Source organism: Elioraea tepida (assembly GCF_019203965.1).
Taxonomy (GTDB): domain Bacteria; phylum Pseudomonadota; class Alphaproteobacteria; order Acetobacterales; family Acetobacteraceae; genus Elioraea_A; species Elioraea_A tepida.
Window position 1 is genome coordinate 2249188 of record NZ_CP076448.1, and the last position, 25135, is coordinate 2274322.

Here is a 25135-nt window from a genome sequence, read left to right on the forward strand (position 1 = left end):
GGAAGCACTCCTCAGCGATGAAAGGGGACTGCGCTCGGGCCGCGCTCTGTGCCACGATCACGAGGTCAGGCAAAGGGGCGGAGGGCGATCATCGCCATTCGCCAGGCCGATCACGCGAGGGGTTGATCATGCCCAAGGACGCCCTAGGGCTTGCCGTGACCATGGCCTCGGACGAGGCGGCGGCGGCCTTCGACCATGCCGTGTCAGGCCTTCTCCGCTACCGGGCCGATGCGCCGGCGCGGGTCAAGGCGCTCGCGGCGGCCGATCCCGAGGCGCCGCTCGCGCAGGTGCTGAAGGGCGCCCTCGGCTTGCTCGCCTTCAACGCCGCTCAGCTTCCGGCCGCCCGGGCGGCGGCCGAGGCGGCCTCGCGCCTCGCTGCCCAAGCCACCCTGCGCGAGCGTGCCCACGCCGCGGCGCTCTCCGCCTGGGCCGAGGGGGAGCTCGACCGGGCGCTTGCCACATGGCGGGAGATCCTCGCCGCGCACCCGCAGGACGTTCTCGCCTTCCGGCTGCACCACTTCGTCGCCTTCTGGCTCGGTCGGCCCGCCGAGATGCGGGCCGCGGCCGAGGCCGTCCGGCCTGCCTGGGGACCCGATATGCCTGCCTTCCCGGCGATGCTTGGCTGCTTCGCCTTCGCTGCCGAGGAGTGCGGCGACCACGACGCCGCCGAGCGCGACGGCCGCGCCGCCGTCGCGGCGGACCCCGCCGATCCCTGGGCGGCGCATGCGGTCGCCCATGTGCTCGAGATGACAGGGCGCGAGGAGGAGGGGATTGCCTGGACGGAGGCGCTCGAGCCGAACTGGGAGGGGGCGAACCAGATCCAGCATCACCTCTGGTGGCACCGCGCGCTGTTCCACCTGCAGCTGGGCGCGACGGAGACGGTGCTCTGCCTTTATGACAGGCGCTTCCGCAACCTCGCCTCGCCGCTCACAGCGTCTCACCCCGATCTTTACATCGACGTCCAGAACGCCGCCTCGATCCTGTGGCGTTTGCGGCGCCTTGGCATTCCCGCTGGCGATCGCTGGGAGGAACTCGCCGACAAGGCGGAGGCGCGGGCGGGAGACATCCTCTCCGCCTTCACCCTGCCGCACTGGATGATGGCTCTCGTCGGGGCGGAACGCTGGGACGCTGCGGCGCGATGGCTCGCCGCAGCGCGCGCCGCGGCGGCCGGCGAGGACCAGAACGCGATCACTGTCCGCGAGGTCGCCCTTCCGGTCGCGGAGGCGATCCTCGCCGCCGGGCGGGGAGATCCCGCCCGGGCTCTGGCGCTTCTCCGCCCCGTCGCCGGGCGCATGGCGGAGCTCGGCGGCAGCCATGCGCAGCAGGATGTGCTCTGGCAGGTGTATCTCGATGCTGCGGTCGCGGCCGGTGACCGGGCGGCGGCGCAGGAGGCGCTCGCCTGGTCAGAGGCCCGGTTCAGCACGCCGCCCGCGAAGCGTGCCGCCTGGGCCAGGGAAGCCGCGTGGGCCGGCTCTGCCTGAGGCGGCTCGGCCCGCCGCCGAATGCGAACGCTCAGCCAGGCGGCAGGCGGCCAAGCGCGAGCTCGGCGGCGACGAGGTCAAGTGCTGCGAAGCCGACCGACTTGAACACGGTGATCGCATCGGGCTGACGCTCCGGGACCGGGCCGCGGGCGAGGGCGGCGAGGTCGCCGCGCACCGCCTCCGCCGCGATAATCCCGGCGGCGATCGCCTGCACCACCTCTCCTCCCTTGGCGAGGACCGCCTCGCAGTCATCGGCCCAGAGCTCGGCGCGTGCGAGCAGGGCAGGCTCGGCCTCCGCCATCGCCGGGGTGAAGGCGCCGATGAGGCCGAGATGGGCGCCGGGCCGCACCCACGCGCTCTCGATCAGGGGCTCTGTCGCGGTCGTCGCGGTGACGATGATGTCGGCGGCGCCCACCTCCTCGGCGAGCGCTCCCGCCGGCGCAGCAGGAATGCCTTCCGAGGCGAGCTGCTCGGCCGCGCGCGACGCTTTCGCCGCGACCCGTCCCCACACCCTCACCTCGGCGAGGCCCGGAATGACGGCGAAATGGGCGCGCGCGAGCGGCAGGCTGAGCGCGCCTGTGCCGATGACGAGAAGGCGGCGCGAGCCGGGGCGCGCGAGCCAACGCGCCGCGAGCGCCGCTGCCGCCGCGGTGCGACGCGCCGTCAGCTCCGTGCCGTCGAGCACCGCGATCATCTCCCCCGTCCGCTGCTCGAAGGCGGTGTAGCTCGCCGCCACCGCCGGCAGCCCGCGCGCGGCATTGCCCGGATAGGCGGTGACGAGCTTCACCCCCATCAGCCCGTCCACCCTCCAGGCGGGCATGAGCAGGAGCGCGTCCCCGTCTCCCGTCGGGTCGAGATGCATCCGTGGCGGGCTCACGACCGGGCGCGCGAGGCCGCGGGCGAGCGCCTCGACGAGCGCGCGATAGGGGGTGAGGGCGGCAAGCGAGGCGGAATCGATCACACGCATCCACCGATGATGGACGGGGGTTCCTCTCCCCTCAAGCCGCGCTACCCTCGCCGGCATGACCGAACGCTTCGATGTGGTGATCGTCGGCGGTGCCGCGGTCGGCGCCTCCGTCGCCTGGTACCTCGCGCGCGACCCGCTGTTCCGCGGCTCGGTGCTCGTGCTCGAGAAGGACCCGTCCTACGCACGCGCCGCGACCGCCCTCTCCGCGAGCTCGATCCGGAGGCAGTTCTCCTGCCCGATCAATGTCCGCCTCTCGGGCTACGGAATCGCGCTCCTGCGCGAGGCGCCCGCCGTGCTCGGCGTGGACGCAGGGCTGCACGAGGGCGGCTACCTGTTCCTCGCGACCGAGGCGGGGCGGGAAGCGCTTCGCCGGAACCATGCGGTGCAGATCGCCGAAGGGGCCGACATCGCCTGGCTCGAGCCTGCGGCGCTCGCCGAAACATTCCCATGGCTCAACATCGACGGCCTCTCCGCCGGCACATGGGGCCGGACGGGCGAAGGCTGGTTCGACGGCTTCGGCGTGATGCAGGCGATGCGACGGGCGAGCCGCGCGGCCGGCGTGGCGTGGCGCACGGCGGAGGTGACGCGGATCCTGGTCTCGGACGCACGCGCGCGCGGGGTGGCGCTCGCCGACGGCTCGGAGATCGACGCCGGAACGGTGGTCGTCACGGCCGGCACCGGGGCAGCCCCTCTGCTCGAGACGGCGGGGCTCGCTCTTCCCGTGCGGCCGCGCAAGCGGACGGTGTTCCACGTTCTCTGCCCCGACGCGCTGCCGCGCTTCCCGCTTCTGATCGACCCCATAGGCGTCTGGGTTCGGCCGGAGGGAAAGGGCTTCATCTGCGGCGTCTCGCCGCCCGAGGAGCGCGACCCGGATGCGGCGCCGGACGATTTCGAGCCGAACATGGGCGAGTTCGAGGAGACGGTCTGGCCCACACTCGCCGCGCGCGTGCCCGCCTTCGAGCGGCTGAGGCTCGAGCGCGCCTGGGCCGGCCACTACGACATGAACCTCTTCGACCAGAACGCCTTCGCCGGCGCCGCGCCCGACGTGCCGAACCTTCTCTTTGCCTGCGGCTTCTCCGGCCACGGTCTGCAGCAGGCGCCGGCGATCGGGCGGGGGCTCGCCGAGCTTGCCGCGCACGGGCGCTATCTCACGCTCGACCTCTCTCCGCTCTCGCCCGCGCGTCTGGCCGAGAACCGCCCGTTGATCGAGCGGAACGTCGTCTAGCGCGCGTCAGCCGCGCAACGGAATCACCCGCTCCAGCCGGCAGATCACCGCCTCGCCCGGGGCGAAGGCCTCCGCTGAAGCGGGCGTGACGACGAAGATCGTTCCGGCATCGGTCTCCACCTCGTATTCGCGCGTCTGGCCGAGAAACGCCGCACGGCTAACGCGACCCTTGAGCCCCTCCCCCTCGCGCCGAAGCGAGACCGCCTCGGGCCGCACCGCGATCTGTGCGGGGCCGGGCGGGTGGTCGCGCATCGCCGCCTCGAGCGTGGTGCCGCCGAGGACGATCCGGCCGGGCCCCAGCACCTCGCCCGCGATCACGTTCGCCTCTCCCATGAAATCGGCAACGAAGGCGTCGGCCGGGTCGTCGTAGAGCTCGGTCGGCGTGCCCATCTGCGCGATCCGCCCCGACCGCATCACGCAGACGAGATCGGACACGGCGAGGGCCTCCTGCTGGTCGTGCGTGACGTAGATCACGGAGAGGCCGAGCCGCTTCTGCAGGTCGCGGATGTCCTCGCGCACGCGCCGCCGCAGACGCGCATCGAGGTTCGACAGCGGCTCGTCGAACAAGAGCACCTCCGGCCTGAGCACGAGCGCGCGTGCCACCGCCACGCGCTGCTGCTGGCCGCCCGAGAGCTCCGCCGGAAGGCGCTGCCCGAGCCCTTCGAGGCCGAGCGAGGCAAGCATCGCGCCCGCCTCCGCCTCCGCCTCCGTCCTGCGCGCGCCCCCCACCACGAGGCCGTAGGCGACGTTCTCGACCACGGTCATGTGCGGGAACAGGGCGTAGGACTGGAACACCATCGCGATCCGGCGCTCGGCCGCGGCAAGCCGTGTGACGTCCCGCCCGGCGATCTCGATCCTGCCACGCGTGGGAAGCTCGAGCCCGGCGATCAGGCGCAGCGTGGTCGTCTTGCCGCAGCCAGAGGGGCCGAGCAGGGTCACGAGCGCGCCGCGCGGCAGGGCGAAGGACACGTCATCAACCGCGCGCACCGCGCCGAAGCTCTTGCTCACGCGCTCGAAGACCACGGCGTCTGCGGTCATCGCCCTCTCTCCGCGCGAGCGGTCACGCCCCGGCGCGGGCCGGCGTGGCGGCGACGGGGGCGAAGGCTTGCCCCGGCTCCGCCGCGGCGCGACGCCCGAGCTGCGCCCGGCCGACGACGCGGTCGATGCCGAGCACCACCGCGAGCATGATGAAGATCAGAACCGTCGAATAGGCGATCGCGAGCGCCATCTCCCCGGCCTCTACCCGGCCGACGATGTAGACGGTGGCGAGGTTGTGCCGCGCCGAGACGAGGAAGATCACTGCCGAGACGGCCGTCATCGCCTGCACGAAGCTGAAGGCGAGAGCGGTGATGATGGCAGGTCGCAGGAGCGGCAGAACCACGCGCCTCAGCGTATCGAGGGCGGAAGCCCCCATCGTCGCCGACGCCTCGTCGAGCGAGCGGTCGATCTGCGCAAGCGCCGCGATCCCGCCGCGGACGCCGACGGGAAGGTTCCGGAAAACGAAGCAGAGCACGAGGATGGTTGCGGTGCCGGTGAGCTCGATCGGCGGCACGTTGAAGGCGAGGATGTACGACACGCCCACGACCGTGCCGGGAATGGCGAAGGACAGCATCGTCATGAACTCGAGGGTGCGTCGGCCGCGGAAGTCCTGCCGCGCGATCAGCCACGCGAGCAGGATGCCGAGGAAGGCGGTGATCGGAGCGGCGATCGCCGCGACCTCGATCGTCGTCAGAAGGCTGTCCCACGCCGCGCCGCGCAGAGCGAGCCCGTCGCGCCACTCCATCTCGAAGGCCGTGATCATGTGCCGCCAGGTGAAGGTCATGTCGCCGCGCCCGATGTCGTGCACGAAGCCGCCGACGAGAATGATGCCGTAGACGACGGCGGTGAACGCCATCCAGGGCCATGCGATCACGCCGCAGGCGAGCTTCAGGCCCTCGGGAAGCGGGGCGGGGAGGCCCGACTCGCCCTTGCCGGTGACGGTGGTGTAGCGCCGTCGGCCGAGCCACAGAGCCTGCAGGGCGAAGGCACCGAAGGTCAGGGCGAGCAGCAGAAGAGCGAGCGCCGCCGCCCGGCCTGGCTCGTGACGGGCGCCGGCGATGGCGAAGAAGATCCGTGTCGAGAGCACATCGAAGTCGCCGCCGAGCACGAGCGGGTTGCCGAAATCGGCGAGGCTCTCGACGAAGCCGAGCAGGAACGCCGCGGCAAGAGCGGGCCTGAGCAGCGGCCAGGTGACGGTTCGGAACACCGCGAACCGCCTCGCCCCCATCGTCGCCGCCGCCTCCTCGAGGCTTGGCGCGATGGCGCGCAAGGCCCCGTCGAGCAGCAGGAAGGCGATCGGAGCCTGCGCCAGCACTTGCGCGAGCAGCACGCCCGGCAGCCCGTAAATCCAGCGGCTGCGCGGGATGTCGAACCAGTCCCAGAGAGCGGTGGTGACGATCCCGGTGCGGCCGAACAGCACGATCAGCGCCATCGCCACCACGAAGGGCGGCGTGATGAGCGGCAGGATCGTCAGCGCCCGGAACAGCGGCAGCGCGCGCACGCCGCCGCGAACCGCAAGCAGGGCGAAGGCGAGCCCGATCAGGGTGGAGATCAGCGCGGTGAGTGTGGCGAGCGCGAGCGTGTTCCAGACGACACCGCAGCCCTGGTGGGAGGCGAGGCAGGCGAGGCTCCAGGCCTCCGGCGCGGCGAGGCGTGCGACGAGCACGGCGGGGGCGAGGCGGCCATCCTCGAGGATCGCGGCGGAGAGGACGGTGAGCAGAGGCGCGAACACGAACACGAGCAGCAGGAGTGCACTGCCGACCACGAGGAAACCGACGAACCCGTCCGCCCCGAAGCCGCCGCGCGCCGCAAGGCCTGCGCCGATCAGGCCGGTTGCGCCCGCAAGCAGCGCGAGCGCTCCCCACCCGAGCGCCGGCTGCGGCGGCGGCGTTCCAAGGAGCGGCGCAAGCCACCCCCACTCGAGCCCCGAGAGGGTGATCGCCTCGCCCATCGCGAAGGTCCAGACGATCACCCCGGCACCCGAGGCGGCGAGCAGGCCGCCGCGGGGCCGGTCGCGCCGAAGCGCGAGCGCGGCGAGCACGAGCAGCGGAACGATCGGCCAGAGCCACCAGCGCGTGCCGTCGGCCAGCAGGAGCGCGAGCGGGGCGGCGGGCGGGTGCGGCCACGCGGCGAGGTCGGCAAGGCCGCGCTCAAGCCCGTGCCAGGGCAGGAGCATGAGCCCGAGAACGGCGCCGAGGAGAGCGACCCGCCCGATGCTTGCCAAGTCCCCCATCGTTCCGGGAGCGGCTCAGCGCCCGCTCAGCGCGCGGCGGCGCGCACCTCGCGCTGCCAGCGGTCGAGCAGGCGCGTACGCTCCTGCGCGCTGCCCCAACGGGCGAAGTCGTAGTCGATCAGCCGGACGTTCTCGAAGCGCGGCGCCTCGGGCGGGATCGGTGTGGCCCGGTTCGACGGCAGCTGGTAGGACTTCGCCTCGGCGCCGATCGCCTGCGCCTCGGCGCTCAGCGCCCAGTCGTAGAACCGCTTCGCCTGCTCGAGGTTGCGCGCTCCGCGAATGATCGACATCGAGCCGATCTCGTAGCCCGTTCCCTCGCACGGGGCGACGAGCTCGACCGGCGCGCCGCCGACCTTCTGCGTCACCGCATCGTGCAGGAAGGTGATGCCAACGAGCGTCTCGCCCGTGGCGGCGGCGCGCGCCGGTGCCGCGCCCGAGCGCGTGTACTGGTTCACGTTCCGGTGCAGGGCGCGCAGGAACGCGAAGGCCGGCTCCTCGCCCTTCAGCTGCACGAGGGTCGCGAGCATCGTGTAGGCCGTGCCGGAGGTGTTCGGGTCGGCCACCTGCACCTCGCCGCGGAACTCGGGCTTGATCAGATCAGCCCAGCAGCGCGGCGCAGCGATCCCCCGGCGCGCGAGCTCGCGCGTGTTGTAGGAGTAGCCGAGCGCGCCGGCATAGATCCCGACGGTTCGGAAGCCGGTCTGCTCGGCCTGGCGCACCGCCCAGGGGTGAAGCTCGGCGAGCCGTGGCGAGCGGTACTCGATGGTGAGGTTCTCCTCCGCCGCCTGTATGTGCGGGTCTCCCGTCCCGCCCCACCAGATGTCGCCGCGCGGGTTGCTCGCTTCGGCGCGGATCTGCGTCAGCGTCTCGCCGGAGCTCTTGCGCGTCATCGCGACTCGGATCCCCGTCGCGCGCTCGAACGCCGCCATCATCGGCCGGCACCACTCCTCCTGCACCGAGCAGTACACGACGAGGCTGCCTTGCGCGTTCGCCGGCAGCGGCGCGAGGGCGGTGACCCCGCCGGCAGTGAGCAGGGCCAAGAGAAGCGGTCTCCGAGACATGCGGTCCTCCATCATGGGCGTCTTCTCACCTGCCCGGTTTCTGTTGTTCCGCAAAGTTAAGTCCCGATGACGGCGCCGCCGTAAGCCTGCATCAGCGCGGCAAGCCGGGGGCCGAGGGAAGGTGCTGCGACACAGATCGGGTTTCCCGCCTCGAGCCAGGCGCCGCTGTCGAAGTCGCTGGTCCAGCACCCTGCCTCGCGGGCGATCGCAAGAGCCGCAGCGGCATCCCAAGGATTGATGTGCAGCTCGAGATAGGCGTCGAGGCGGCCGAGCGCGGTCTCGACCATGCCGAGCGCGCCGGAGCCGCCGCAGCGCAGGCCAGCGCCGAGCGCCATCACGCGGCCGACGAGCGCGACATAGGCCTCGACCGGACGGCGCAGCGACCAGCCGAGCTCGACCGTCGCCTTGGCCGGATCGGCGGTCGCCGCGGCGCGAACCGGGCGGCCGTCAAGGGTCGCGCCGAGGCCGCGTGCGCCGGTCACAAGCCCGGGCGGCGCATGCCGCGCCACGGCGCCGAGCACCGCCATTCCCTCGAGCGCCATGCCGATCGAGACGCACCAGCGGTCACCGCCGCGGGCGAAGTTCGACGTGCCGTCGATCGGGTCGAGGATCCAGAGCGGCCCCGACGCGGTCGCCTCCCCGCCTTCCTCCTCGGCGAGCACGGGCTCGCCCGGGAAGGCCTCGGCCAGGCGGCCCCGGATGAAACGTTCCGTCTCCGTATCGGCCTGGGTCAGGACGTCCTGCGGTCCCTTAAGCGTCGCGGCGCCGAGGCCCTCGCCGCGAAGCCGGGCGGCGAGCGCCGCGGCTTCCCGCGCGATCCTGCCCGCGACCGCGCGGCGCCTCTCGAGCTCCTCGTTCGTCACGTGTAGGCGCCCATCACGTTCTGGTCGAAGTCGATCAGCGCCCCCGTCATCATCTCCGACGCATCCGAGAGCAGGTAGATCGCAAGCCCCGCCACATCCCGCGGGCGCAGGAGCCGGCCGAAGGGTTGTGCCGCCTCTGCCTTCGCGAGCCAGTCGGGCGGGCGGCCGTCGCGTGCCTGGATCGCGTGTTCGCCCGGGGTGTCGGCCCAGCCCATGTTGATCCCGTTGACGCGGATACGCCAGGGCCGGAGTCCAAAGGCTGTGTTCTTCGTCAGGGTCGCGAGAGCGCCCTTGGAGGCGGCGTAGGCCATGAGGAAGGGCTGCCCGCCATGGCTCGACATGGTGATGATGTTGACCACGGCGCCGCGACGCCCGAGCTCGCGAAGTCGTCTCGCCATCGCCTGGGTGAGCAGGAAAGGGGCGCGGGCGTTGACGGCGAACATCCTGTCCCACAGCGCGGCCGTGGTGTCGAAGATCGTTCCGCGGTCGGTGATCCCGGCGGCGTTCACGAGCCCGTCCACCACGCCGAGCGCAGCTTCCGCCCGCGGCACGATGGCGGCAGCGGCCTCGGCATCCGCGAGATCGGCGGCGATGAACTGCGCCCGGGCGCCGAGAGCGCGCAGCCGCTCGACCACCGCGTCGCCGCGCGTGGCATCCCGCCCTGTGATGCAGACCGCGGCCGCTCCCGCTTCGGCTGCGGCGAGCGCGCAGCCCTCGCCGATTCCGGAGGTGCCGCCCGTGACCAGAACCACTCTGCCGTCGAGGCGGAGCGGGGGAAGCATGGTCATTCCGGTCACGGCGCGACCTCGACCGGGCAACGCAGGCGCAACGACTGCACCGCCGCCTCGGCGAGAAGGAGCGCACGCCGCCCGTCCTCGGGGCCGACCGGCGGGGGCGACCCCGTCGCGACGGCGGAGAGGAAGGAATCGAGCTCGATCCGGTAGGCCTCGGCGTAGCGTTCGAGGAAGAAGGGCAGCGGCGCATCGGTGCTGACGCCGCGCCCGTCGGCGAGCTCGACGGTGGTCGGTGTTCGGTTGCCCGCGATCAGACGCCCTTCGCTGCCGAACACCTCCACGCGCTGGTCGTAGCCGTAGCGTGCGCGCCGGCTGTTGTTGATGTGTGCTAGCCGGCCCGAGACCGTGCGCATCAGCACCATCGCGCTGTCGATGTCTCCCGCCGCGCCGATCGCCGGGTCGACCAGCGTCGCGCCAACCGCGAACACTTCGACCGGTTCCCCGCCGAGGAGCCAGCGTGCCATGTCGAAGTCATGGATCATCATGTCGCGGAACAGCCCGCCCGAGACGCGGATGTAGTCGATGGGCGGCGGTGCCGGGTCGCGGCTCGTGATGATCACCTGCTCGACCGCGCCGATCGCGCCCTCGGTAACGCGCCGCCTCAGCGCGGCGAAGGAGGGGTCGAAGCGGCGGTTGAAGCCCACCATCATCGGCACGCCCGCGCGCGCGACCTCTTCAAGGCAAGCATCGACGCGCGCCAGCGAAAGGTCGATCGGCTTCTCGCAGAAGATCGCCTTGCCGGCGCGTGCCGCGGCGATCGCAAGCTCCGCGTGTGCGTCGGTCGAGGAGGCGATGATCACCGCGCCCACCTTGGGGTCGCCCAGCGCCGCCTCGGTGGTGGCGACGTGCGCGCCATGCTTCGCCGCGAGCGCCTCCGCCACGGGGCGGTTGATGTCCACCACGTAGCGCAGCCGCGCGGTTCCGCTCGCGGCGATGTTCGCGGCGTGGATGGCACCGATCCGTCCGGCGCCGAACTGGGCGATTTCGAGCATGCTGAGGTCCGAAGGGGTGGTGCTTGCGGGCGCGTGGATCACACCGTAACACAGGCGCAGCCCGGCGGGAGTCGCCGGTCGGAGGATCAATGCCCAGTCTACGCCTCACTGCGGCCGAAGCGATGGTGCGTTTCCTCGCCGCACAGCGCACCGAGATCGGCGGGCGAAGGCTGCCCCTGTTCGGCGGCGTGTGGGCGATCTTCGGCCACGGCAACGTCACCGGCCTCGGAGCGGCGCTTTCGGCATATCGGCGCGCGCTGCCCACGTTCCGTGCCCATAACGAGCAGGCCATGGCGCATGCCGCGATCGCCTATGCGAAGACGTGGGCGCGGCGGCGGATGATGGCGTGCACAAGCTCGATCGGGCCCGGTGCGACCAACATGGTGACGGCGGCGGCGGTGGCGCATGTGAACCGCCTGCCGGTTCTGTTCCTTCCCGGGGACGTGTTCGCCTCCCGCCGGCCCGACCCGGTGCTGCAGCAGGTCGAATCGTTCTCCGATGCGACCGTCTCGGCCAACGACTGTTTCCGGCCCGTCTCGCGACTGTTCGACCGGATCCTCCGGCCGGAGCAGCTCCTTGCAGCACTTCCGGCAGCGCTTCGCGTGCTGACCGACCCGGCCGAGTGCGGCCCCGTCACGCTCGCCTTCCCGCAGGACGTGCAGGCGGAGGCGTTCGACTGGCCGGCCGCGTTCTTTCGCCCCCGGCTCTGGCGCCCGCGCGTCCCCGAACCCGACGCGTCTGAGCTGCGCGCGGCGGCCGAGCGTCTTCGGCGGGCGAAGCGGCCGCTGATCATCGCCGGCGGCGGCGTCAAATATTCCGGAGCCGAGACGGCGCTCTCCGACTTCGCCTCCCGCCACGCCGTTCCGGTTTCGGAAACCCAGGCCGGGAAGGGAAGCCTCGCCTGGGATCATCCGGCCAATCTCGGCGGCATCGGCGTCACCGGGAGCGCGGCGGCGAACGCGCTCGCGGCGCGCTCGGACCTCGTGCTCGCGATCGGCACGCGGCTTCAGGACTTCACCACCGGGTCGCGCGCCCTGTTCGCACGGGCCGCGGTCGTGGCTCTGAACGTCACGCCCTTCGATGCCGCGAAGCATGGTGCGAGCCCGCTCGTGGCCGATGCCGCGCGCGGCCTCGCTGCACTCTCATCGGCGCTCGGAAGCTGGAGGGCGCCTGAGGCCTGGTCGAAGCGGGCCGAGGCGTTGCGGGCGCGCTGGCAGCGGACGGTCGAGCGGATCACGGCCGCTCCGAAGCCCGGCGTGGGGCGCGTCCCCACCGACGCGCAGGTGCTCGGCGCGGTCAACCGGGCGATGCCGAAGGACGGGATTGTCGTCTGCGCCGCGGGCGGGCTTCCCGGAGAGCTGCACAAGCTCTGGCGCGCGACCGACAGCGCGAGCTACCACCTCGAATACGGCTTCTCCTGCATGGGTTACGAAATCGCGGGCGGGCTCGGGGCGAAGCTCGCCGCACCCGGTCGCGAGGTGGTCGTGCTGGTCGGCGATGGAAGCTACCTGATGCTCAACAGCGAGATCGCGACCTCGGTCGCGCTCGGTGCGAAGCTCACTGTCATCGTGCTCGACAATCGCGGCTTCGGCTGTATCCATCGACTACAGCGCGCGACCGGCGGCGTGCCGTTCAACAACCTTCTTCCCGCTTCGGCGCCGCGGATTGACTTCGCCGCTCATGCCGCCGCACTCGGGGCCGAGGCCCGGCATGTGGCGGGCATCGCCGAGCTCGAATCGGCCCTGCCGGAGGCCTTCGCTGCGCGCCGCACCCAGGTTCTCGTGATCGAGACCGATCCTGAGGCAGGAACGGAGGAGGGCGGAGCCTGGTGGGACGTGCCGGTGACCGCGCTGCCCGCGACGGCGGCGGAGCGGCGCGTGCGCCGTGCCTACGAAGCGGCGCAGCAGCGCCAGCGCGCGGGCGGCTGAGCGATGACGCTGCGGCTCGGCATCAACCCTCTGACCTGGACGAACGACGACATGCCCGAGCTCGGCGCCGAGACGCCGCTCGAGACCTGGCTCGCGGAGGCGAGGGAGGCCGGCTTCGAGGGAATCGAGCTCGGCAACAAGTTCCCCCGCACGGCCGCGGAGCTCAGCCCGATCCTCGCGCGGCACGGGCTTGCTCTCGTCTCCGGCTGGTATGGCGCCCGGCTCCTCGAGCGCGACGTCGAGGCCGAGCTCAACGCTGCCGAGCCGCACATCGCCCTGCTTTCGGCGATGGGCTGCGGCGTGATGGTCCATGCTGAGGTCTCGCGCGCGATCCACGGGCAACGCGGCACGCCGCTCTCGCGCCGCCCCGTCCTCTGGGAGGCCGACTGGGCGGTGCTGATCCCCCGCCTTGCGGCGTTCGCGCGGCGGCTGAAGGCGAGGGGGCTCCACCTCGCCTATCATCACCACATGGGCACGGTGATCGAGACGGAGGCAGAGATCGACCGGCTGATGGCGGAGACACCGCCTGAGGTCGGGCTTCTGCTCGACACCGGGCATCTGTCCTTCGCGGGCGGCGACCCGGCCCGGGTTGCGCAGCGCCATGCGGGGCGGATCGTCCATGTCCACTGCAAGGACATCCGCGCCGCGGTGCTCGAGCGGTCGCGGCAGCGCGACCTTCCCTTCCTCGCCGCCGTGCTCGAGGGCGTGTTCACCGTCCCAGGCGACGGCTGCGTCGATTTCTCCGCCGTTCTCCGGCCGCTCGCAGCGCGTGGCTATGTGGGATGGCTCGTCGTCGAGGCGGAACAGGACCCGGCCAACGCCCATCCGCTCACCTACGCGCGCATGGGCCACGACGCGCTGTCCCGCTTCGCCCGCGCGGCCTTCGGGTGAGCGCCGGGCGTTCCGGCAGGGGTGTCGTCGCCTCGGGGCTTTATCGTCGTCGCGGGCGGGGCTAAGACCACGCTCAAGGAAACCGAGGGGAGAAGCTTCCGATGTCCACCCGTTCGCCCGGCCTCGGCCGGAGGTCCATCCTCGCTGCCGGCGCTGCCGCCGCAACGCTGCCGCTCGCCGCGCCGAGGCTGCGCGCGCAACCCGCGCCAATCCGCATCGGCGTGCTGCATCCCGTCACCGGCGCCCTGTCCTATTCCGGCCAGCAGGGGCGTCTCGGCGCGGAGATGGCGATCGCCGACGTCAACGCCGCGGGCGGCATCAAGTCGATGGGCGGGGCGCGGCTCGAGGCCGTGCTCGGCGATGCGCGCTCGAGCCCAGAGGGCGGTGTTGCCGAGGTCGAGCGCATGGCCTCGGCCAACGTGGCGGCAATCGTCGGCGGCTTCGCCTCCGGCATCGTGCTCGCGGCAACCCAGGCTGCGGCGCGCTATGACATTCCCTACCTCGTCGACGTCGGCGTGGCCGACAACATCGTGACGCGCGGCCTCAAGAACACCTTCCGTTTCGGCCCAGGATTCGGCGTCATCAGCCGTGTGGCGATGGAGAACCTCGTCGCGATGAACGACGCTGCCGGCAAGCCGGCGCGCACCGTGATGATCATCCACGAGGACAGCCTGTTCGGCTCGGGGCTCGCGGGCCTGCTCAACCGCGAACTTCCCGCGCGCGGCTTCGAGGTGCTCGAGACCATCCCGCACCCCACACCGACGCGCGACTTCGCCAACGTCGCGCTCCGGATCCGAGGCCGCAACCCCGATCTCGTGATCCCCGCGAACTACTACAACGAATACGTCCTACTCGCGCGCACCATGCAGCAGCAGCGCATCCGGCCGAAGGCGATCTTCTCGGTCCTCGGCGGCGCGGCCTCGAACTACCGTTTCGTGCGCGAGTTCCCCGATGCGGCCCGCTACATCATGGACTGCAACCATTGGGTCGATGGCCGCAACCCCAAGGCGCAGGCGCTTCGCCGCCGCGTCGATGCGCAGAACCAGTTCTTCACCTACGAGCTGTTCCTCAACTACACCAACATCATGCTGTTGGCGGATGCGCTCGAGCGCGCCGCTTCGGCCGACAAGGCGCGGCTGACGGAGGCGCTCGCGAGCTCGACCTTCGCCGACCACTTCATGCCCTACGGGCCGACGAAGTTCGAGAACGGCCAGAACACGGGGGCGGTTCCGGTGGTCACCCAGGTGCTCGACAACGACATCAAGGTGATCTTCCCTGCCGCCTTCGCCGAGGCGCGACCGGTGTTTCCGGTTCCCGCCTGATCCTCGCTGAGGGGCCGGGCGGCTCTCCCGGCCCCGACCGCAGGCGATGCAGCTCGGCTCAGACATCCTGCTCCAGGCCGTGGCGAACGGCCTGCTCACCGGCGCGATCTATGCCCAGGTCGCGCTCGGGCTGACGCTCATCTACGGCGTTCTCCACATCATCAACTTCGCCCATGGCGCGCTGCTCACGGCGGCCCTGTTCGCGGCCCTCTTCGCCGATCGCGCGCTCGGGATCGACCCCTGGATCTCGGTGTTCGCCCTCGCGCCTGGCTTCTTCGCGCTTGGCTATCTCCTCCAACGCTTGGTGATCTGGCCGGCCAGCCGCGGCGAGGACCGGGCGATCCTGCTCGTCACGCTCGGCCTCGCCGTGATCATCGAGAACGGGCTTCTGTTCCAGTTCCGAAGCGACACGCGCACGATCGACCATCCCTTCGGCTTCGACGTGGTCGAGCTCGGCACGATGCTGCTTGCGACCACACGCGTGGTTGCCTTCGTCGCAGCGCTTGCCGTGGCGGCGGCGCTCGGCCTGTTCCTCGCGTTCACCGATACCGGCCGCGCCATCCGCGCGGTGGCAAAGGAGCGTCTCGGCGCCGAGCTCTCCGGCGTCGACGTGCCGCACATCTACGCCGTCACCTTCGGCCTCGGCACGGCCTGCGTCGCCGTCGCCGCCTGCCTGCTCCTGCCCTCGTTCTACGTCAACCCGCAGGTTGGCAACGCGTTCGTGCTCGTCGCCTTCACCATCGTCGTGCTCGGGGGCATGGGCAGCGTTCCCGGCGTGCTCACAGGCGGTCTCTTCATCGGCGTGGTCGAGAGCCTCTCCGGGCTGATGTACGGCGAGACGCTCGGCCAGCTCGGCATCTTCCTGATCTTCATTCTCGTCCTGCTGGTCCGCCCGCAGGGCCTGTTCGGGGCCAAGGCATGAGGGCGCGCCTCGCCCCGGTGCTCATCGTGCTTGCCGCTCTCGCGCTCGTGCCGCTGTTCGTCGCGAGCAACGTCGCGCTGAACTTCCTCAAGGTGGCGCTGATGCTCGCGCTTGCGGGAACGGGGTGGAACCTACTCGGAGGCTATGGCGGGCAGTTCAGCTTCGGCCACGCGGTGTTCTTCGGCACAGGGGCCTATGCGGCGGCGGTGCTTCAGGTGCGCTTCGGCTTCAACGCCTGGGCCGCGTTCGGCTCGGGCATCGCGCTCGGCGGGGTGCTCGGTCTCGCGATCGGCTGGCTCACCTTCCGCGCCGGGTTGCGCGGTTCCTATTTCGCGCTCGTGACCCTCGCCTTCGCCGAGGTGGCGCGGATCATCGCCTCCGTCTGGCCGCTCACGGGGGCCGGGGCAGGAATCCTCATCCCGCTCAAGATCGGGATCGCGACTTTGCAGTTCGGCACGCGCGCCGAAGGATACTGGTTCGTGCTCGCGCTGCTCGGGGCAGCGATGCTGCTCGTGCGCGCGATCGAGGGGCGACGCTTCGGCGCCCAGCTCGTCGCGGTGCGCGAGAACGAGGATGCGGCGAAGGCGCTTGGTGTGGACACCTTCGCCGTCAAGCTTCGGGCGATCACGCTCTCGGGCGCGATCACGGCCGCTGCGGGCGCGTTCTACGCGCAGACCTTCCTCTACCTCGACGCGGGCATCGCCTATGGCCCGTGGATCAGCGTCGAGGCCTTGCTCACCGCCATCGTCGGCGGCATTGGCACGGTCTGGGGCCCGCTGATCGGCGCGCTCGTGCTGCAGTCGCTCTCCGAGCTCGGCAAGCATCTCGGCGGCGACGCGCCTGGCCTCGGGCTCGTGCTGTTCGGCGCGGTGCTGATCCTCGTCGTGCGCTTCGCGCCGCAGGGGATCGTGGGGCTTCTCCGCCCTCTTGGCCGGCGGAGGCGCGCGCGTGCCTGACCTCATCGCCTCGGCCGAGTACGTCACCGTCCGTTTCGGCGGTCTTGTCGCCGTCAACGACGCGTCCGTGCCGGTGCCGGAAGGAAAGATCGTCGGGCTGATCGGGCCGAACGGTGCGGGCAAGACGACGCTGTTCGCCACCATCGCCGGGTTCCAGAGACCGAACGCCGGGCGCATCGTGTTCGCAGGGCGCGACATCACGCGTCTTCCCCCGCATCGCCGCGCGCGCTTGGGGATCGCGCGCACGTTCCAGATCGTACAGCCCTTCGCCGGGCTCACGGTGCGCGAGAACATCGCCGTCGGCGCGCATCTGCGCCATGTCGCCCGCGCGGAGGCGCTCGCCGCCGCAGAGGCGGTGGCGCAACGGGTGGGGCTTGAGCCGCTGCTCGATCTTCCCGCTGCCGCGCTCACGGTCGCCGGCCGCAAGCGGCTCGAGCTCGCCCGCGCTCTTGCGACCGAACCGCGCCTCCTCCTCCTCGACGAGGTGCTCGCTGGCCTCAACCCGTCCGAGGTCCGCGACATGATCCCGGTGATCCGCGCGATCCGCGACGACGGCGTCACCGTGCTGATGATCGAGCATGTGATGCAGGCGGTGATGGCGCTCGCCGAGGAGGTGCACGTTCTTGCCGAGGGGCGGATCATCGCCCGCGGCGCGCCGGAGGCGGTCGCGCGCGATCCTGCCGTGATCGAGGCCTATCTCGGCCACGGGGCAGCCGCGCGTCTTGCGGGGGCGGCGGATGCTTGAGGTCTCGCGCCTGCGTGCCGGCTATGGCCCCGTCGACGTGCTGCGCGGCGTGGACCTCGTCGTCCGTCCAGGCGAGATCGTCGCCGTGCTCGGCGCGAACGGCGCGGGAAAGACGACGCTCAACCGCACGATCAGCGGCGTCATCCCTGTCCGTGGCGGAACGGTCCGGTTCGGGGACGAGCACATCGCCGGCCGCCGCCCGGCCGAGATCGTCGCGCTCGGCCTGATCCATGTTCCCGAGGGAAGGCGGATCTTCCCCAACCTGAGCGTGCGGGAGAACCTGATGATGGGCAGCTACCGGCGCGCCCGTGCGAACCGCGCACGCAACCTCGAGCGCGTGTTCGCGACCTTCCCCCGCCTTGCCGAACGAACCCGGCAATTGGCAGGAACGCTTTCCGGCGGGGAGCAGCAGATGCTCGCGATCGGCCGCGGGCTGATGGCCGAGCCGCGGCTGCTCATCCTCGACGAGCCCTCGCTCGGGCTCTCGCCGCTTCTTGTGGAGGAGATGTTCTCTCTGATCGCGCGCCTCAACGCCGAAGGGCTCGCGGTGATGCTCGTTGAGCAGAACGTGGTGCGGTCGCTTGCGCTCGCGCACCGCGCCTACATCCTCGAACAGGGCGAGATCGTGCTCTCGGGCGCCGCCGTCGCGCTCGCGGCTGACCCGGCCCTGCAGAAGGCCTATCTCGGTCTCTGAGGAGGACCCCGTTCCGTGACCGACCTTCGTGCCCGGCTCTCGCGTCGCCCGATCCTGATCGCACCCGGCGTCTGCGATGCGCTGACCGCACTGGTCGCAGCGGAGGCGGGCTTCGAGGCGCTCTACGTCTCCGGCGCGGCCGTCGCCTACACGAAGCTCGGACGGCCCGACATCGGCCTCGTCTCGCTTTCGGAACTGGCCGATCATGTCGCTCTGCTCGCCGACCGGGTCGCGCTCCCCCTGATCGTCGATGCCGACACCGGCTTCGGCAACGCGCTCAACGTGCAGCGCAGCGTGCGCCTGCTCGAGCGGGCGGGCGCGGCGGCGATCCAGCTTGAGGACCAGACCTTTCCCAAACGCTGTGGCCATCTCGACGGCAAGTCGGTGATCCCGGCGGAGGAGATGGCGGGCAAGATTCGCGCCGCCGTCGATTCCCGTAACCGCTGCCTGATCATCGCCCGGACCGATGCCGCTTCCGTCGAGGGCCTCCCGGCCGCGCTCGAGCGCGCACGCCTCTATGCCGAGGCGGGAGCGGATGTGCTGTTCGTCGAGGCGCCGCGCACCGAGGCCGACCTCGCGTTCGTCGCGGCCGGGCTTGGAGGCCGGCTGCCGGTCGTCGCCAACATGGTCGAGGGGGGAAAGACGCCGGTCCTGCCGGCGTCGACGCTCGAGGCGATGGGCTTCGCGCTCGTGATCTTCCCGGGCAGCATCGTGCGGGCGCTCGCCGCCACCGCGCGCGACTTCTACGCCTCGCTCGCGGCGGTTGGCACTACCGAGCCGTTCCGTGGCCGGATGCTCGATTTCAGCGGGCTCAACGAGCTGATCGGCACGCCCGCCCTTCTCGCTGCCGCGAAGCGCTACGAATGAGCGCGCTCGATCCCGTAACGCTCGCCGTGCTCAAGGGGCGGCTCGAGCAGATCGCCGACGAGATGGATGCCACCCTCGCCCGTTCCGCCTTCAACCCGATCATCGCCGAGGCGCGCGATCTCTCGCACGGCCTCTACCATGCGGAGACGGGCGAGACGCTCGTTCAGGGAACCTCGGGGCTTCCGATCTTCGTCGGCGCCACCGCCTTCGCCGTCAGGGCCGTGATCGCCGCCGCCGGGCGCGAGGGCGGGCCGCGGCCTGGCGAGACCTGGATCTTCAATGATCCTTACGAGGGGGGGACGCATCTCAATGATTTCCGCCTCGTCCGCCCGATCTTCCGGGGGGGGCGGCTGTTCTGCTGGATCGCCTCGGTCGGGCATTGGCTCGATATCGGCGGCAACGTCCCGGGCGGCTACAACCCGCGCGCGACCGACAGCCACCAGGAAGGCGTGCGCATCCCCCCCGTTCTCCTGATGCGCGACGGCGTGCTTGACCCCGCGGTCGTCGCCATCCTCGCCGCTAACAGCCGGGTCGCGCAGTCGAACTGGGGCGACCTCAACGGCCAGATCAACGCGCTCGATCTCGGCGAGAGGCGGCTCGCCGCCCTGCTCGACGAGTATGGCGACGCCACCGTCGCCGCTGCGCTCGAGGCGCTGACCGAGCGCGCGGTGCGGCTCATGCGCGCGGAGATCGCGGCGCTGCCGGACGGCGTGTACGAGGCGGAGGACTTCCTCGACAATGACGGCATCGACGACGTTCCGCTGCCGATCCGGCTTCGCATGACGATCGAGGGCGAGCGGATGACGCTCGACTTCTCCGGCTCGGCCCCCGCCTGTGCGGGGCCGCTCAACATCTCGCGGGCCACCACCATCGCCGCCTGCTACGTGGCGCTCAAGCACCTCTTCCCCGACGTCCCCCCCAATGGCGGCTGCCTCGCCCCGATCGCGTTCGTCGTGCCCGAGGGTTCGATCCTTGGCGCGCGCGCGCCCAAACCGGTCGGCGGCTACACGGAGACGATCCTGCGCGTGATCGACACGGTGTTTCGCTGCTTCGCCTCGGCCGCGCCTGATCGCGCGACCGCCGCTCCGTTCGGCACCATCAACGCGCTCTCGATCTCCGGCTGGAGGGATGCCGGGCAGCGCTGGGTGATGTTCTGCTTCTTCGGCGGGGGCTTGGGCGGCAACCCGGAGACCGATGGGCTCAACCACGGCAACAACCCGATCAGCACCGCCACCATCCCGCCGCTCGAGATCCTCGAGGCGAGCTATCCGGTCGCGTTCACGCAATGGGCGCTTCGCCCGGACAGTGGGGGCCCGGGCCTGCATCGCGGTGGCCTGGGCGCGATCTACGAGATCGCGCTGCGCGAAGGCGCGAGGGCGGAGGCCTTCCTGCTCGGCGAGCGCGGCCGTGTTCCGCCCTTCGGAATCAACGGGGGGCGTCCGGGCGCGCCGAACCGATTCAGCTACGGAACCGACGCCGAGCGTATCACCCCGGCGATGACCTCCAAGGCGTTCGGCATCGCGCTCGGGCGGGGAACGACGGTCCGGCTCGAGACGCCCGGCGGCGGCGGCTGGGGGAACCCGTTGGCGCGCGACCCCGAGGCAGTCGCACGCGATGTGCGTGCGGGCTATGTCAGCGCCGAGTCGGCCCTGCGCGACTACCGCGTGGCACTTCGCTCCGACGGCACGGTCGATCACGCCGAGACGGCGCGGCTTCGCGGAGGCGCGGCGTGAGCGGGCTCGTCGTCGGTGTCGATGTTGGCGGCACCTTCACCGATCTGTTCGCCCTCGATCCCGCCCGCGGCAGTTTCAGGGTCGCGAAGGTGCCAAGCCGGCGTGGTGACGAGGCGGCGGGCTTCCTCGCCGGCCTCGAGGCGGTCGGCGGTGCTGCCGGCATCTCGGCGATCGTGCACGGAACCACCGTCGGCACGAATGCCCTGCTCGAGCGCAAGGGGGCGCGGACGGGGCTGATCACCACGCGCGGCTTCCGCGACGTGCTCGAGATGCGACGACGCGACCGGCGGCGCACCTGGGGGCTCTGGGGGGACTTCGTTCCGGTCGTCGAGCGTGCGCTGAGGCTCGAGGTGGCCGAACGCACTTTTGCCGACGGAACGATTGGCGCGGCGATCGACCCGGGCGAGGTGGAGGCGGCCGGGCGAGCGCTGCTCGCCGCCGGCGCGGAGGCGGTCGCGGTTGCCTTCATCAACGCCTATGCGAACCCGGCAAACGAGCGCGCGGCGATGTGCGTGCTCCGGCGCTTCTGGCCGAACCCGCACCTCTGCTGCTCCTCCGAAATCCTGCCCGAGATCCGCGAGTTCGAGCGCACCTCGACCACAGCGTTGAACGCCTATCTCCAGCCCGTTGTCGGCGCCTATCTCGGCCGGCTCGAGGAGGCGCTCGCGGACGCGTCGTTCGGCGGCGCGTTCCACATCGTGCAGTCGAACGGCGGGGTGATGAGCACCACAACCGCGCGCCGGCTTCCGGTGCGCACTGCCCTCTCCGGGCCCGCTGCCGGAGTGATCGCCGCCGCCGCGATCGCCCAAGCCGCCGGTTTCCCGGACGTGATCACCGGCGACCTCGGCGGCACGAGCTTCGACGTCTCGCTGATCTTGGGCGGCCGCCCCACCTTCGCTGCGCAGGCCGCGATCGACTTCGGCCTCGTCATCCGCACGCCGATGGTGGAGATCACGACGATCGGCGCAGGCGGCGGCTCGATCTGCCGAGTCGATGCCACAGGGCTGCTCCAGGTCGGGCCGGAGAGTGCCGGCAGCAGGCCAGGGCCCGCCTGCTACGGGGCGGGCAATGACCGACCGACCCTGACCGATGCCAATCTGGTGCTCGGCCGGATCAACGCTGACCGCCCGATCGGCTCGGGCCTCGTGCGTCTCGATGTCGAGGCGGCGACGCGCGCGATCGAGGATCATGTCGCCCGGAGGCTCGGCCTCGACGCGATCGCCGCGGCGGAGGCGATCGTGCGCGTCGCGAATGCGCGCATGGCGGGCGCGATCCGGCTGCTTTCGATCGAGCGCGGGCATGACCCTGCCCGTTTCGCGCTGATGCCGTTCGGCGGCGGCGGGGCGCTGCATGCCGGGGCCCTGCTCAAGGATCTCGGGCTCGCCGCGGCGGTTGTTCCCCGTTTCCCTGGCGTCACGAGTGCGCTCGGCTGCGTGATCGCGGACATACGCCACGACCAGGTGCAGACGGTGAACCTTGCCCTCGACGGGATCGACGCAGCGGCGCTTGCCCGCCGTCTCGAGGCGATGGCGGCCGAGGCGAGGGCGGTCGTCGCCTCGGCGGGACTCTCGCTTCTCGGCATCGATGTCCGCTTTGAGGCAGACATGCACTATCTTGGCCAGACCCACAGCGTGGCCGTGCCGCTTCCCTTCGCACCCGGGGAGGCGAGCGAGGCATCTATTCGTGCCGCTTTCGAGACAGCCTACGCGGCGGCCTTCTCGCGGCTTCTGCAGGGGATCCCGGTCAGGCTCGCGACCCTGCGCGCGATCGCGGTCGGGCGCCGGCCGCCGATCGACCTCGCCGCACTCGCCCCTGCCCCCGGCGGAACGGTCGAGGCTGCGCGCAGCGGCACACGATGCGTCTGGTTCGACGGCGCCTGGCACGAGGCGGCTGTGTACGAGCGGCTCGAGCTTCCGGTCGGCGCCCGGATCGAGGGGCCGGCGATTCTCGAACAGGCCGATGCGACGATCGTGGTCGACCCGGGCCTCGCGGCGACCGTCGATCCCCTCGGCAACCTGGTGCTGCGCCGCGCATGACGCCCCTTGTGTTGCCGGCCGAGGGTGTCGGCTTCGAGGCGGAGGCGGATGTCGTGGTGATCGGCGCCGGCGCGGCAGGCCTCGTCGCGGCGCTCTCGGCGGCGGGATGCGGGGTGAGCGTCGTCGTGCTCGAGCGTGACCGGCTGCCGCGCGGCTCGACCGCGCTCTCCGCCGGGCTCATCCCCGCGGCCGGAACCCGGTTCCAGAAGGCGAGGGGGATAGAGGACAGCCCGGAACGGTTCGCCGCCGACATCGCCGCGAAGTCGCGTGGTGCTGCCGACCCTTCCGTGCTCGCCGCCGTCACGACCGCAATCGGGCCGACCCTCGAATGGCTCGCCGACCGTCACGGCCTGCCCTTCGAGGTGATCACCGACTTCCTCTATCCAGGCCATTCGGCGCATCGGATGCACGGCCTGCCGAGCCGGTCGGGCGCGGAGCTGATGGACCGGCTGCTCGCCGCCGCCGAGCGGGAGGGAGTTCCGGTGCTGACCGAGGCGCGGGTGACCACGCTGTTCGCCCGGGCCGATGGGCTCGTTCGCGGCGTGGCGGCGGCCCGGCCCGGCGGCGAGGAGCGGATCGGCGCCGGCGCGGTGGTGCTCGCCTGCAGCGGCTTCGGCGGCAACCGCGCGCTCGTGCGCCGCCACATCCCCGCACTCGCCGATGCGCTCTGGTTCGGCCATCCGGGCAATACCGGCGACGCCTTGGCCTGGGGCGAGGCCTTCGGCGCGGCGACGGCGCATCTCTCCGGCCACCAGGGGCACGGCTCCGTCGCCCACCCGCACGGCATCCTGATCACCTGGGCGGTCATCATGGAGGGCGGCTTTCAGGTCAATGCCCGCGGCGAACGGTTCAGCGACGAGACGGAAGGCTACTCGGAACAGGCCGAGCGGGTGCTGGCTCAGCCGGGCGGAATCGCCTGGGACGTGTTCGACGGCAGGATCGCTGCGATCGCCCGTCAGTTCGAGGACTTCCGCGCCGCCGAGGCGGCGGGCGCGGTTCTCTCTGCGCCGTCGCTCGCCGCCCTGGCGGAGGCGATGCGCGTCCCGGCAGCAGTTCTCGAGGGGGAAGTGGCGGCCGCGCGCGGCAGGGACCGGTTCGGTCGCGACTGGTCCCGCACGCCCTCGCTCGCGCCGCCCTTTCACGCCGTCCGCGTGACGGGGGCGCTGTTCCACACGCAAGGCGGGCTCATGGTCGGCCCGGATGCCCGGGTGCTGCGGCGGGACGGCTCGGCCCTGCCGAACCTGTTCGCCGCGGGCGGCGCCGCGGCAGGGCTGTCAGGCCCGATTGCCTCCGGATATCTTTCCGGTAACGGATTGCTCACCGCGGTCGCGCTCGGGCGAATCGCGGGGCTTGAAGCGGGGGGAAGGGGGTGATGGGCATCGCATGGGGCGTTGCCTCGGACACGGGCGTTCTGTCGGAGGTGCTGCTCTGCAGGCCGACCCATTATCGCTTCCTGCCGACGAATGCCGTGGCGCGGGCGGCGCTTGCCCGAGGCGCCGCGGCCGACCTGGGGGCGGCGACGGCGCAGCATCGCGAGCTCGAGGCGGCGCTTGCCGAGTCGGGCGCTGCGATCCGCGAGGTCGTGCCGGAGCCGCATCTTGCCTACCAGGTGTATGTGCGCGATGCGGTGCAGATGACGCATCGCGGTGCGGTGCTCACCCAGCTCGCTCGGCCAGAGCGCCGGGGCGAGTATGCGGCGATGCTGCGGGCGCTCGAAGCGCTCGGCGTTCCCATCTGGCAGATGTCGTCTGCCGGGACCCTCGAGGGCGGCGACATCCACCTGATCCGCCCAGGGCTTGCGATGATCGGCGTCTCGGGGGGACGGACGGACGAGGCCGGGGCGACGCAGTTCGCCCGCTGGCTCCGCCATGAGGGGTGGGAGGTTCGGCTCGTTCCTTTGCCGGAGCATTTCCTGCACCTCGACCTCCTGTTCAGCATGGCGGCGGAGGGTGTCGCCGTGGCCTGCACCGAGGTGCTGGACGAGGGGGTGATCGCCTGGCTCGGCAGGATCGGCGTGCGGGTGATCCCGACCACCTATCGCGAGGCAATGGCGCTTGCGGGGAATGTGCTCGCGCTCGGGGCAGGGCGGGTCCTGTCCTCGCGCGGTGCGGCGCGTGTCAACGCCGCGCTCCGGGCCGAGGGGCTCGTCGTGCTCGACCCGGATCTCTCGGTGTTCACGGCCGGCGGCGGCGGCCCGCGCTGCCTCACCGCCCCGCTGCGACGCGAGGGCTAGCGAGCGCCTCACGCCGGCGCCACTGTCAGGTCGCAAGCGCAGACGAGCGCTCGTCAAGGATCGGCGATGAGATAATGGGACGGAGGCGGTCCCCTGAACGGGGCCGTCGACAGCATGGGCGACCGACCCCTGCTCGAGTCGCGTTCCCCCTGGC

The 25135-nt window shown here is 71.5% G+C and carries 21 protein-coding genes; 14 read left to right on the forward strand and 7 right to left on the reverse strand.

Features of this window, described 5'->3' with window-relative positions; genetic code table 11:
• Window positions 1-128 precede the first annotated feature (128 nt).
• Window positions 129-1481 carry a hypothetical protein gene (locus tag KO353_RS10700; RefSeq protein WP_218284678.1) on the forward strand — a complete coding sequence of 451 codons (1353 nt, stop codon included), beginning with the start codon at window positions 129-131 and terminating at the stop codon, window positions 1479-1481.
• A 31-nt stretch (window positions 1482-1512) separates the two neighbouring features.
• On the opposite strand, the gene KO353_RS10705 is transcribed toward KO353_RS10700, so the two are convergent.
• A complete protein-coding gene (locus KO353_RS10705) occupies window positions 1513-2448 on the reverse strand; it encodes an ornithine cyclodeaminase family protein (protein WP_218284679.1) in 936 nt (311 codons plus the stop codon).
• A gap of 55 nt (window positions 2449-2503) precedes the next feature.
• Here KO353_RS10705 and KO353_RS10710 point away from each other — a divergent pair, with 55 nt between their 5' ends.
• Window positions 2504-3673 carry an NAD(P)/FAD-dependent oxidoreductase gene (locus tag KO353_RS10710; RefSeq protein WP_218284680.1) on the forward strand — a complete coding sequence of 390 codons (1170 nt, stop codon included), beginning with the start codon at window positions 2504-2506 and terminating at the stop codon, window positions 3671-3673.
• Between the two features lie 6 nt (window positions 3674-3679).
• Here the strand turns inward: KO353_RS10710 and KO353_RS10715 are convergent, their stop codons facing one another.
• From KO353_RS10715 to iolG, 6 genes are read right to left on the reverse strand one after another with little or no spacing between them, the layout of a single operon-like run.
• Window positions 3680-4711: an ABC transporter ATP-binding protein gene (locus KO353_RS10715; protein WP_218284681.1), complete on the reverse strand. Its 1032-nt coding sequence runs from the start codon at window positions 4709-4711 to the stop codon at window positions 3680-3682.
• Window positions 4712-4733: 22 nt separating this feature from the next.
• Window positions 4734-6944, reverse strand: coding sequence for an ABC transporter permease (locus KO353_RS10720; RefSeq protein ID WP_218284682.1), 2211 nt, complete (start codon window positions 6942-6944; stop codon window positions 4734-4736).
• A 26-nt stretch (window positions 6945-6970) separates the two neighbouring features.
• Window positions 6971-8005, reverse strand: coding sequence for an ABC transporter substrate-binding protein (locus tag KO353_RS10725; protein WP_218284683.1), 1035 nt, complete (start codon window positions 8003-8005; stop codon window positions 6971-6973).
• A gap of 56 nt (window positions 8006-8061) precedes the next feature.
• Window positions 8062-8868 (reverse strand): inositol monophosphatase family protein, encoded by an 807-nt coding sequence (locus KO353_RS10730; RefSeq protein WP_218284685.1) that lies wholly within the window; start codon window positions 8866-8868, stop codon window positions 8062-8064.
• Window positions 8865-9656 carry an SDR family oxidoreductase gene (locus KO353_RS10735; RefSeq protein WP_218287356.1) on the reverse strand — a complete coding sequence of 264 codons (792 nt, stop codon included), beginning with the start codon at window positions 9654-9656 and terminating at the stop codon, window positions 8865-8867. Before KO353_RS10735 ends, KO353_RS10730 begins: the two co-directional genes overlap by 4 nt.
• 5 nt (window positions 9657-9661) lie before the next feature.
• On the reverse strand, window positions 9662-10654 hold the full coding sequence (gene iolG / locus KO353_RS10740) for an inositol 2-dehydrogenase (protein ID WP_218284686.1): 993 nt from the start codon (window positions 10652-10654) through the stop codon (window positions 9662-9664).
• Window positions 10655-10743: 89 nt separating this feature from the next.
• Here iolG and iolD point away from each other — a divergent pair, with 89 nt between their 5' ends.
• From iolD to KO353_RS10800, 12 genes are all read left to right on the forward strand, one after another.
• A complete protein-coding gene (iolD, locus tag KO353_RS10745) occupies window positions 10744-12582 on the forward strand; it encodes a 3D-(3,5/4)-trihydroxycyclohexane-1,2-dione acylhydrolase (decyclizing) (protein WP_218284687.1) in 1839 nt (612 codons plus the stop codon).
• 3 nt (window positions 12583-12585) lie between these two features.
• Entirely contained in the window at window positions 12586-13473 is an 888-nt protein-coding gene (iolE, locus tag KO353_RS10750; RefSeq protein WP_218284688.1) for a myo-inosose-2 dehydratase, read from the forward strand.
• A gap of 101 nt (window positions 13474-13574) precedes the next feature.
• Window positions 13575-14795: an ABC transporter substrate-binding protein gene (locus KO353_RS10755; protein ID WP_218284689.1), complete on the forward strand. Its 1221-nt coding sequence runs from the start codon at window positions 13575-13577 to the stop codon at window positions 14793-14795.
• A 46-nt stretch (window positions 14796-14841) separates the two neighbouring features.
• Window positions 14842-15717 (forward strand): branched-chain amino acid ABC transporter permease, encoded by an 876-nt coding sequence (locus KO353_RS10760; protein ID WP_218284690.1) that lies wholly within the window; start codon window positions 14842-14844, stop codon window positions 15715-15717.
• A complete protein-coding gene (locus KO353_RS10765; protein WP_218284691.1) occupies window positions 15714-16673 on the forward strand; it encodes a branched-chain amino acid ABC transporter permease in 960 nt (319 codons plus the stop codon). The genes KO353_RS10760 and KO353_RS10765 overlap by 4 nt, the downstream gene beginning before the upstream one ends.
• Window positions 16666-17418, forward strand: a complete 753-nt coding sequence (locus KO353_RS10770) for an ABC transporter ATP-binding protein (protein WP_235691805.1) — start codon at window positions 16666-16668, stop codon at window positions 17416-17418. The genes KO353_RS10765 and KO353_RS10770 overlap by 8 nt, the downstream gene beginning before the upstream one ends.
• Window positions 17411-18112, forward strand: coding sequence for an ABC transporter ATP-binding protein (locus tag KO353_RS10775; RefSeq protein ID WP_218284692.1), 702 nt, complete (start codon window positions 17411-17413; stop codon window positions 18110-18112). The genes KO353_RS10770 and KO353_RS10775 overlap by 8 nt, the downstream gene beginning before the upstream one ends.
• Before the next feature lie 15 nt (window positions 18113-18127).
• A complete protein-coding gene (locus tag KO353_RS10780) occupies window positions 18128-18979 on the forward strand; it encodes an isocitrate lyase/PEP mutase family protein (protein WP_218284693.1) in 852 nt (283 codons plus the stop codon).
• On the forward strand, window positions 18976-20712 hold the full coding sequence (locus KO353_RS10785; protein ID WP_218284694.1) for a hydantoinase B/oxoprolinase family protein: 1737 nt from the start codon (window positions 18976-18978) through the stop codon (window positions 20710-20712). Before KO353_RS10780 ends, KO353_RS10785 begins: the two co-directional genes overlap by 4 nt.
• On the forward strand, window positions 20709-22748 hold the full coding sequence (locus KO353_RS10790) for a hydantoinase/oxoprolinase family protein (RefSeq protein WP_218284695.1): 2040 nt from the start codon (window positions 20709-20711) through the stop codon (window positions 22746-22748). The genes KO353_RS10785 and KO353_RS10790 overlap by 4 nt, the downstream gene beginning before the upstream one ends.
• A complete protein-coding gene (locus KO353_RS10795) occupies window positions 22745-24121 on the forward strand; it encodes an FAD-dependent oxidoreductase (RefSeq protein WP_218284696.1) in 1377 nt (458 codons plus the stop codon). Before KO353_RS10790 ends, KO353_RS10795 begins: the two co-directional genes overlap by 4 nt.
• Window positions 24121-24981 carry a dimethylarginine dimethylaminohydrolase family protein gene (locus KO353_RS10800; RefSeq protein ID WP_218284698.1) on the forward strand — a complete coding sequence of 287 codons (861 nt, stop codon included), beginning with the start codon at window positions 24121-24123 and terminating at the stop codon, window positions 24979-24981. The genes KO353_RS10795 and KO353_RS10800 overlap by 1 nt, the downstream gene beginning before the upstream one ends.
• Window positions 24982-25135: the final 154 nt, after the last annotated feature.

Coding starts and splice junctions, on each gene's coding strand:
- KO353_RS10800 (WP_218284698.1), top strand. CDS start 24,121: ATGGGCATCGCATGGGGCGTTGCCTCGGACACGGGCGTTCTGTCGGAG.
- iolE (WP_218284688.1), top strand. CDS start 12,586: ATGACGCTGCGGCTCGGCATCAACCCTCTGACCTGGACGAACGACGAC.
- KO353_RS10720 (WP_218284682.1), bottom strand. CDS start 6,944: ATGGGGGACTTGGCAAGCATCGGGCGGGTCGCTCTCCTCGGCGCCGTT.
- iolD (WP_218284687.1), top strand. CDS start 10,744: ATGCCCAGTCTACGCCTCACTGCGGCCGAAGCGATGGTGCGTTTCCTC.
- KO353_RS10785 (WP_218284694.1), top strand. CDS start 18,976: ATGAGCGCGCTCGATCCCGTAACGCTCGCCGTGCTCAAGGGGCGGCTC.
- KO353_RS10705 (WP_218284679.1), bottom strand. CDS start 2,448: ATGCGTGTGATCGATTCCGCCTCGCTTGCCGCCCTCACCCCCTATCGC.
- KO353_RS10710 (WP_218284680.1), top strand. CDS start 2,504: ATGACCGAACGCTTCGATGTGGTGATCGTCGGCGGTGCCGCGGTCGGC.
- KO353_RS10775 (WP_218284692.1), top strand. CDS start 17,411: ATGCTTGAGGTCTCGCGCCTGCGTGCCGGCTATGGCCCCGTCGACGTG.
- iolG (WP_218284686.1), bottom strand. CDS start 10,654: ATGCTCGAAATCGCCCAGTTCGGCGCCGGACGGATCGGTGCCATCCAC.
- KO353_RS10755 (WP_218284689.1), top strand. CDS start 13,575: ATGTCCACCCGTTCGCCCGGCCTCGGCCGGAGGTCCATCCTCGCTGCC.
- KO353_RS10795 (WP_218284696.1), top strand. CDS start 22,745: ATGACGCCCCTTGTGTTGCCGGCCGAGGGTGTCGGCTTCGAGGCGGAG.
- KO353_RS10765 (WP_218284691.1), top strand. CDS start 15,714: ATGAGGGCGCGCCTCGCCCCGGTGCTCATCGTGCTTGCCGCTCTCGCG.
- KO353_RS10700 (WP_218284678.1), top strand. CDS start 129: ATGCCCAAGGACGCCCTAGGGCTTGCCGTGACCATGGCCTCGGACGAG.
- KO353_RS10760 (WP_218284690.1), top strand. CDS start 14,842: ATGCAGCTCGGCTCAGACATCCTGCTCCAGGCCGTGGCGAACGGCCTG.
- KO353_RS10725 (WP_218284683.1), bottom strand. CDS start 8,005: ATGTCTCGGAGACCGCTTCTCTTGGCCCTGCTCACTGCCGGCGGGGTC.
- KO353_RS10735 (WP_218287356.1), bottom strand. CDS start 9,656: ATGACCATGCTTCCCCCGCTCCGCCTCGACGGCAGAGTGGTTCTGGTC.
- KO353_RS10715 (WP_218284681.1), bottom strand. CDS start 4,711: ATGACCGCAGACGCCGTGGTCTTCGAGCGCGTGAGCAAGAGCTTCGGC.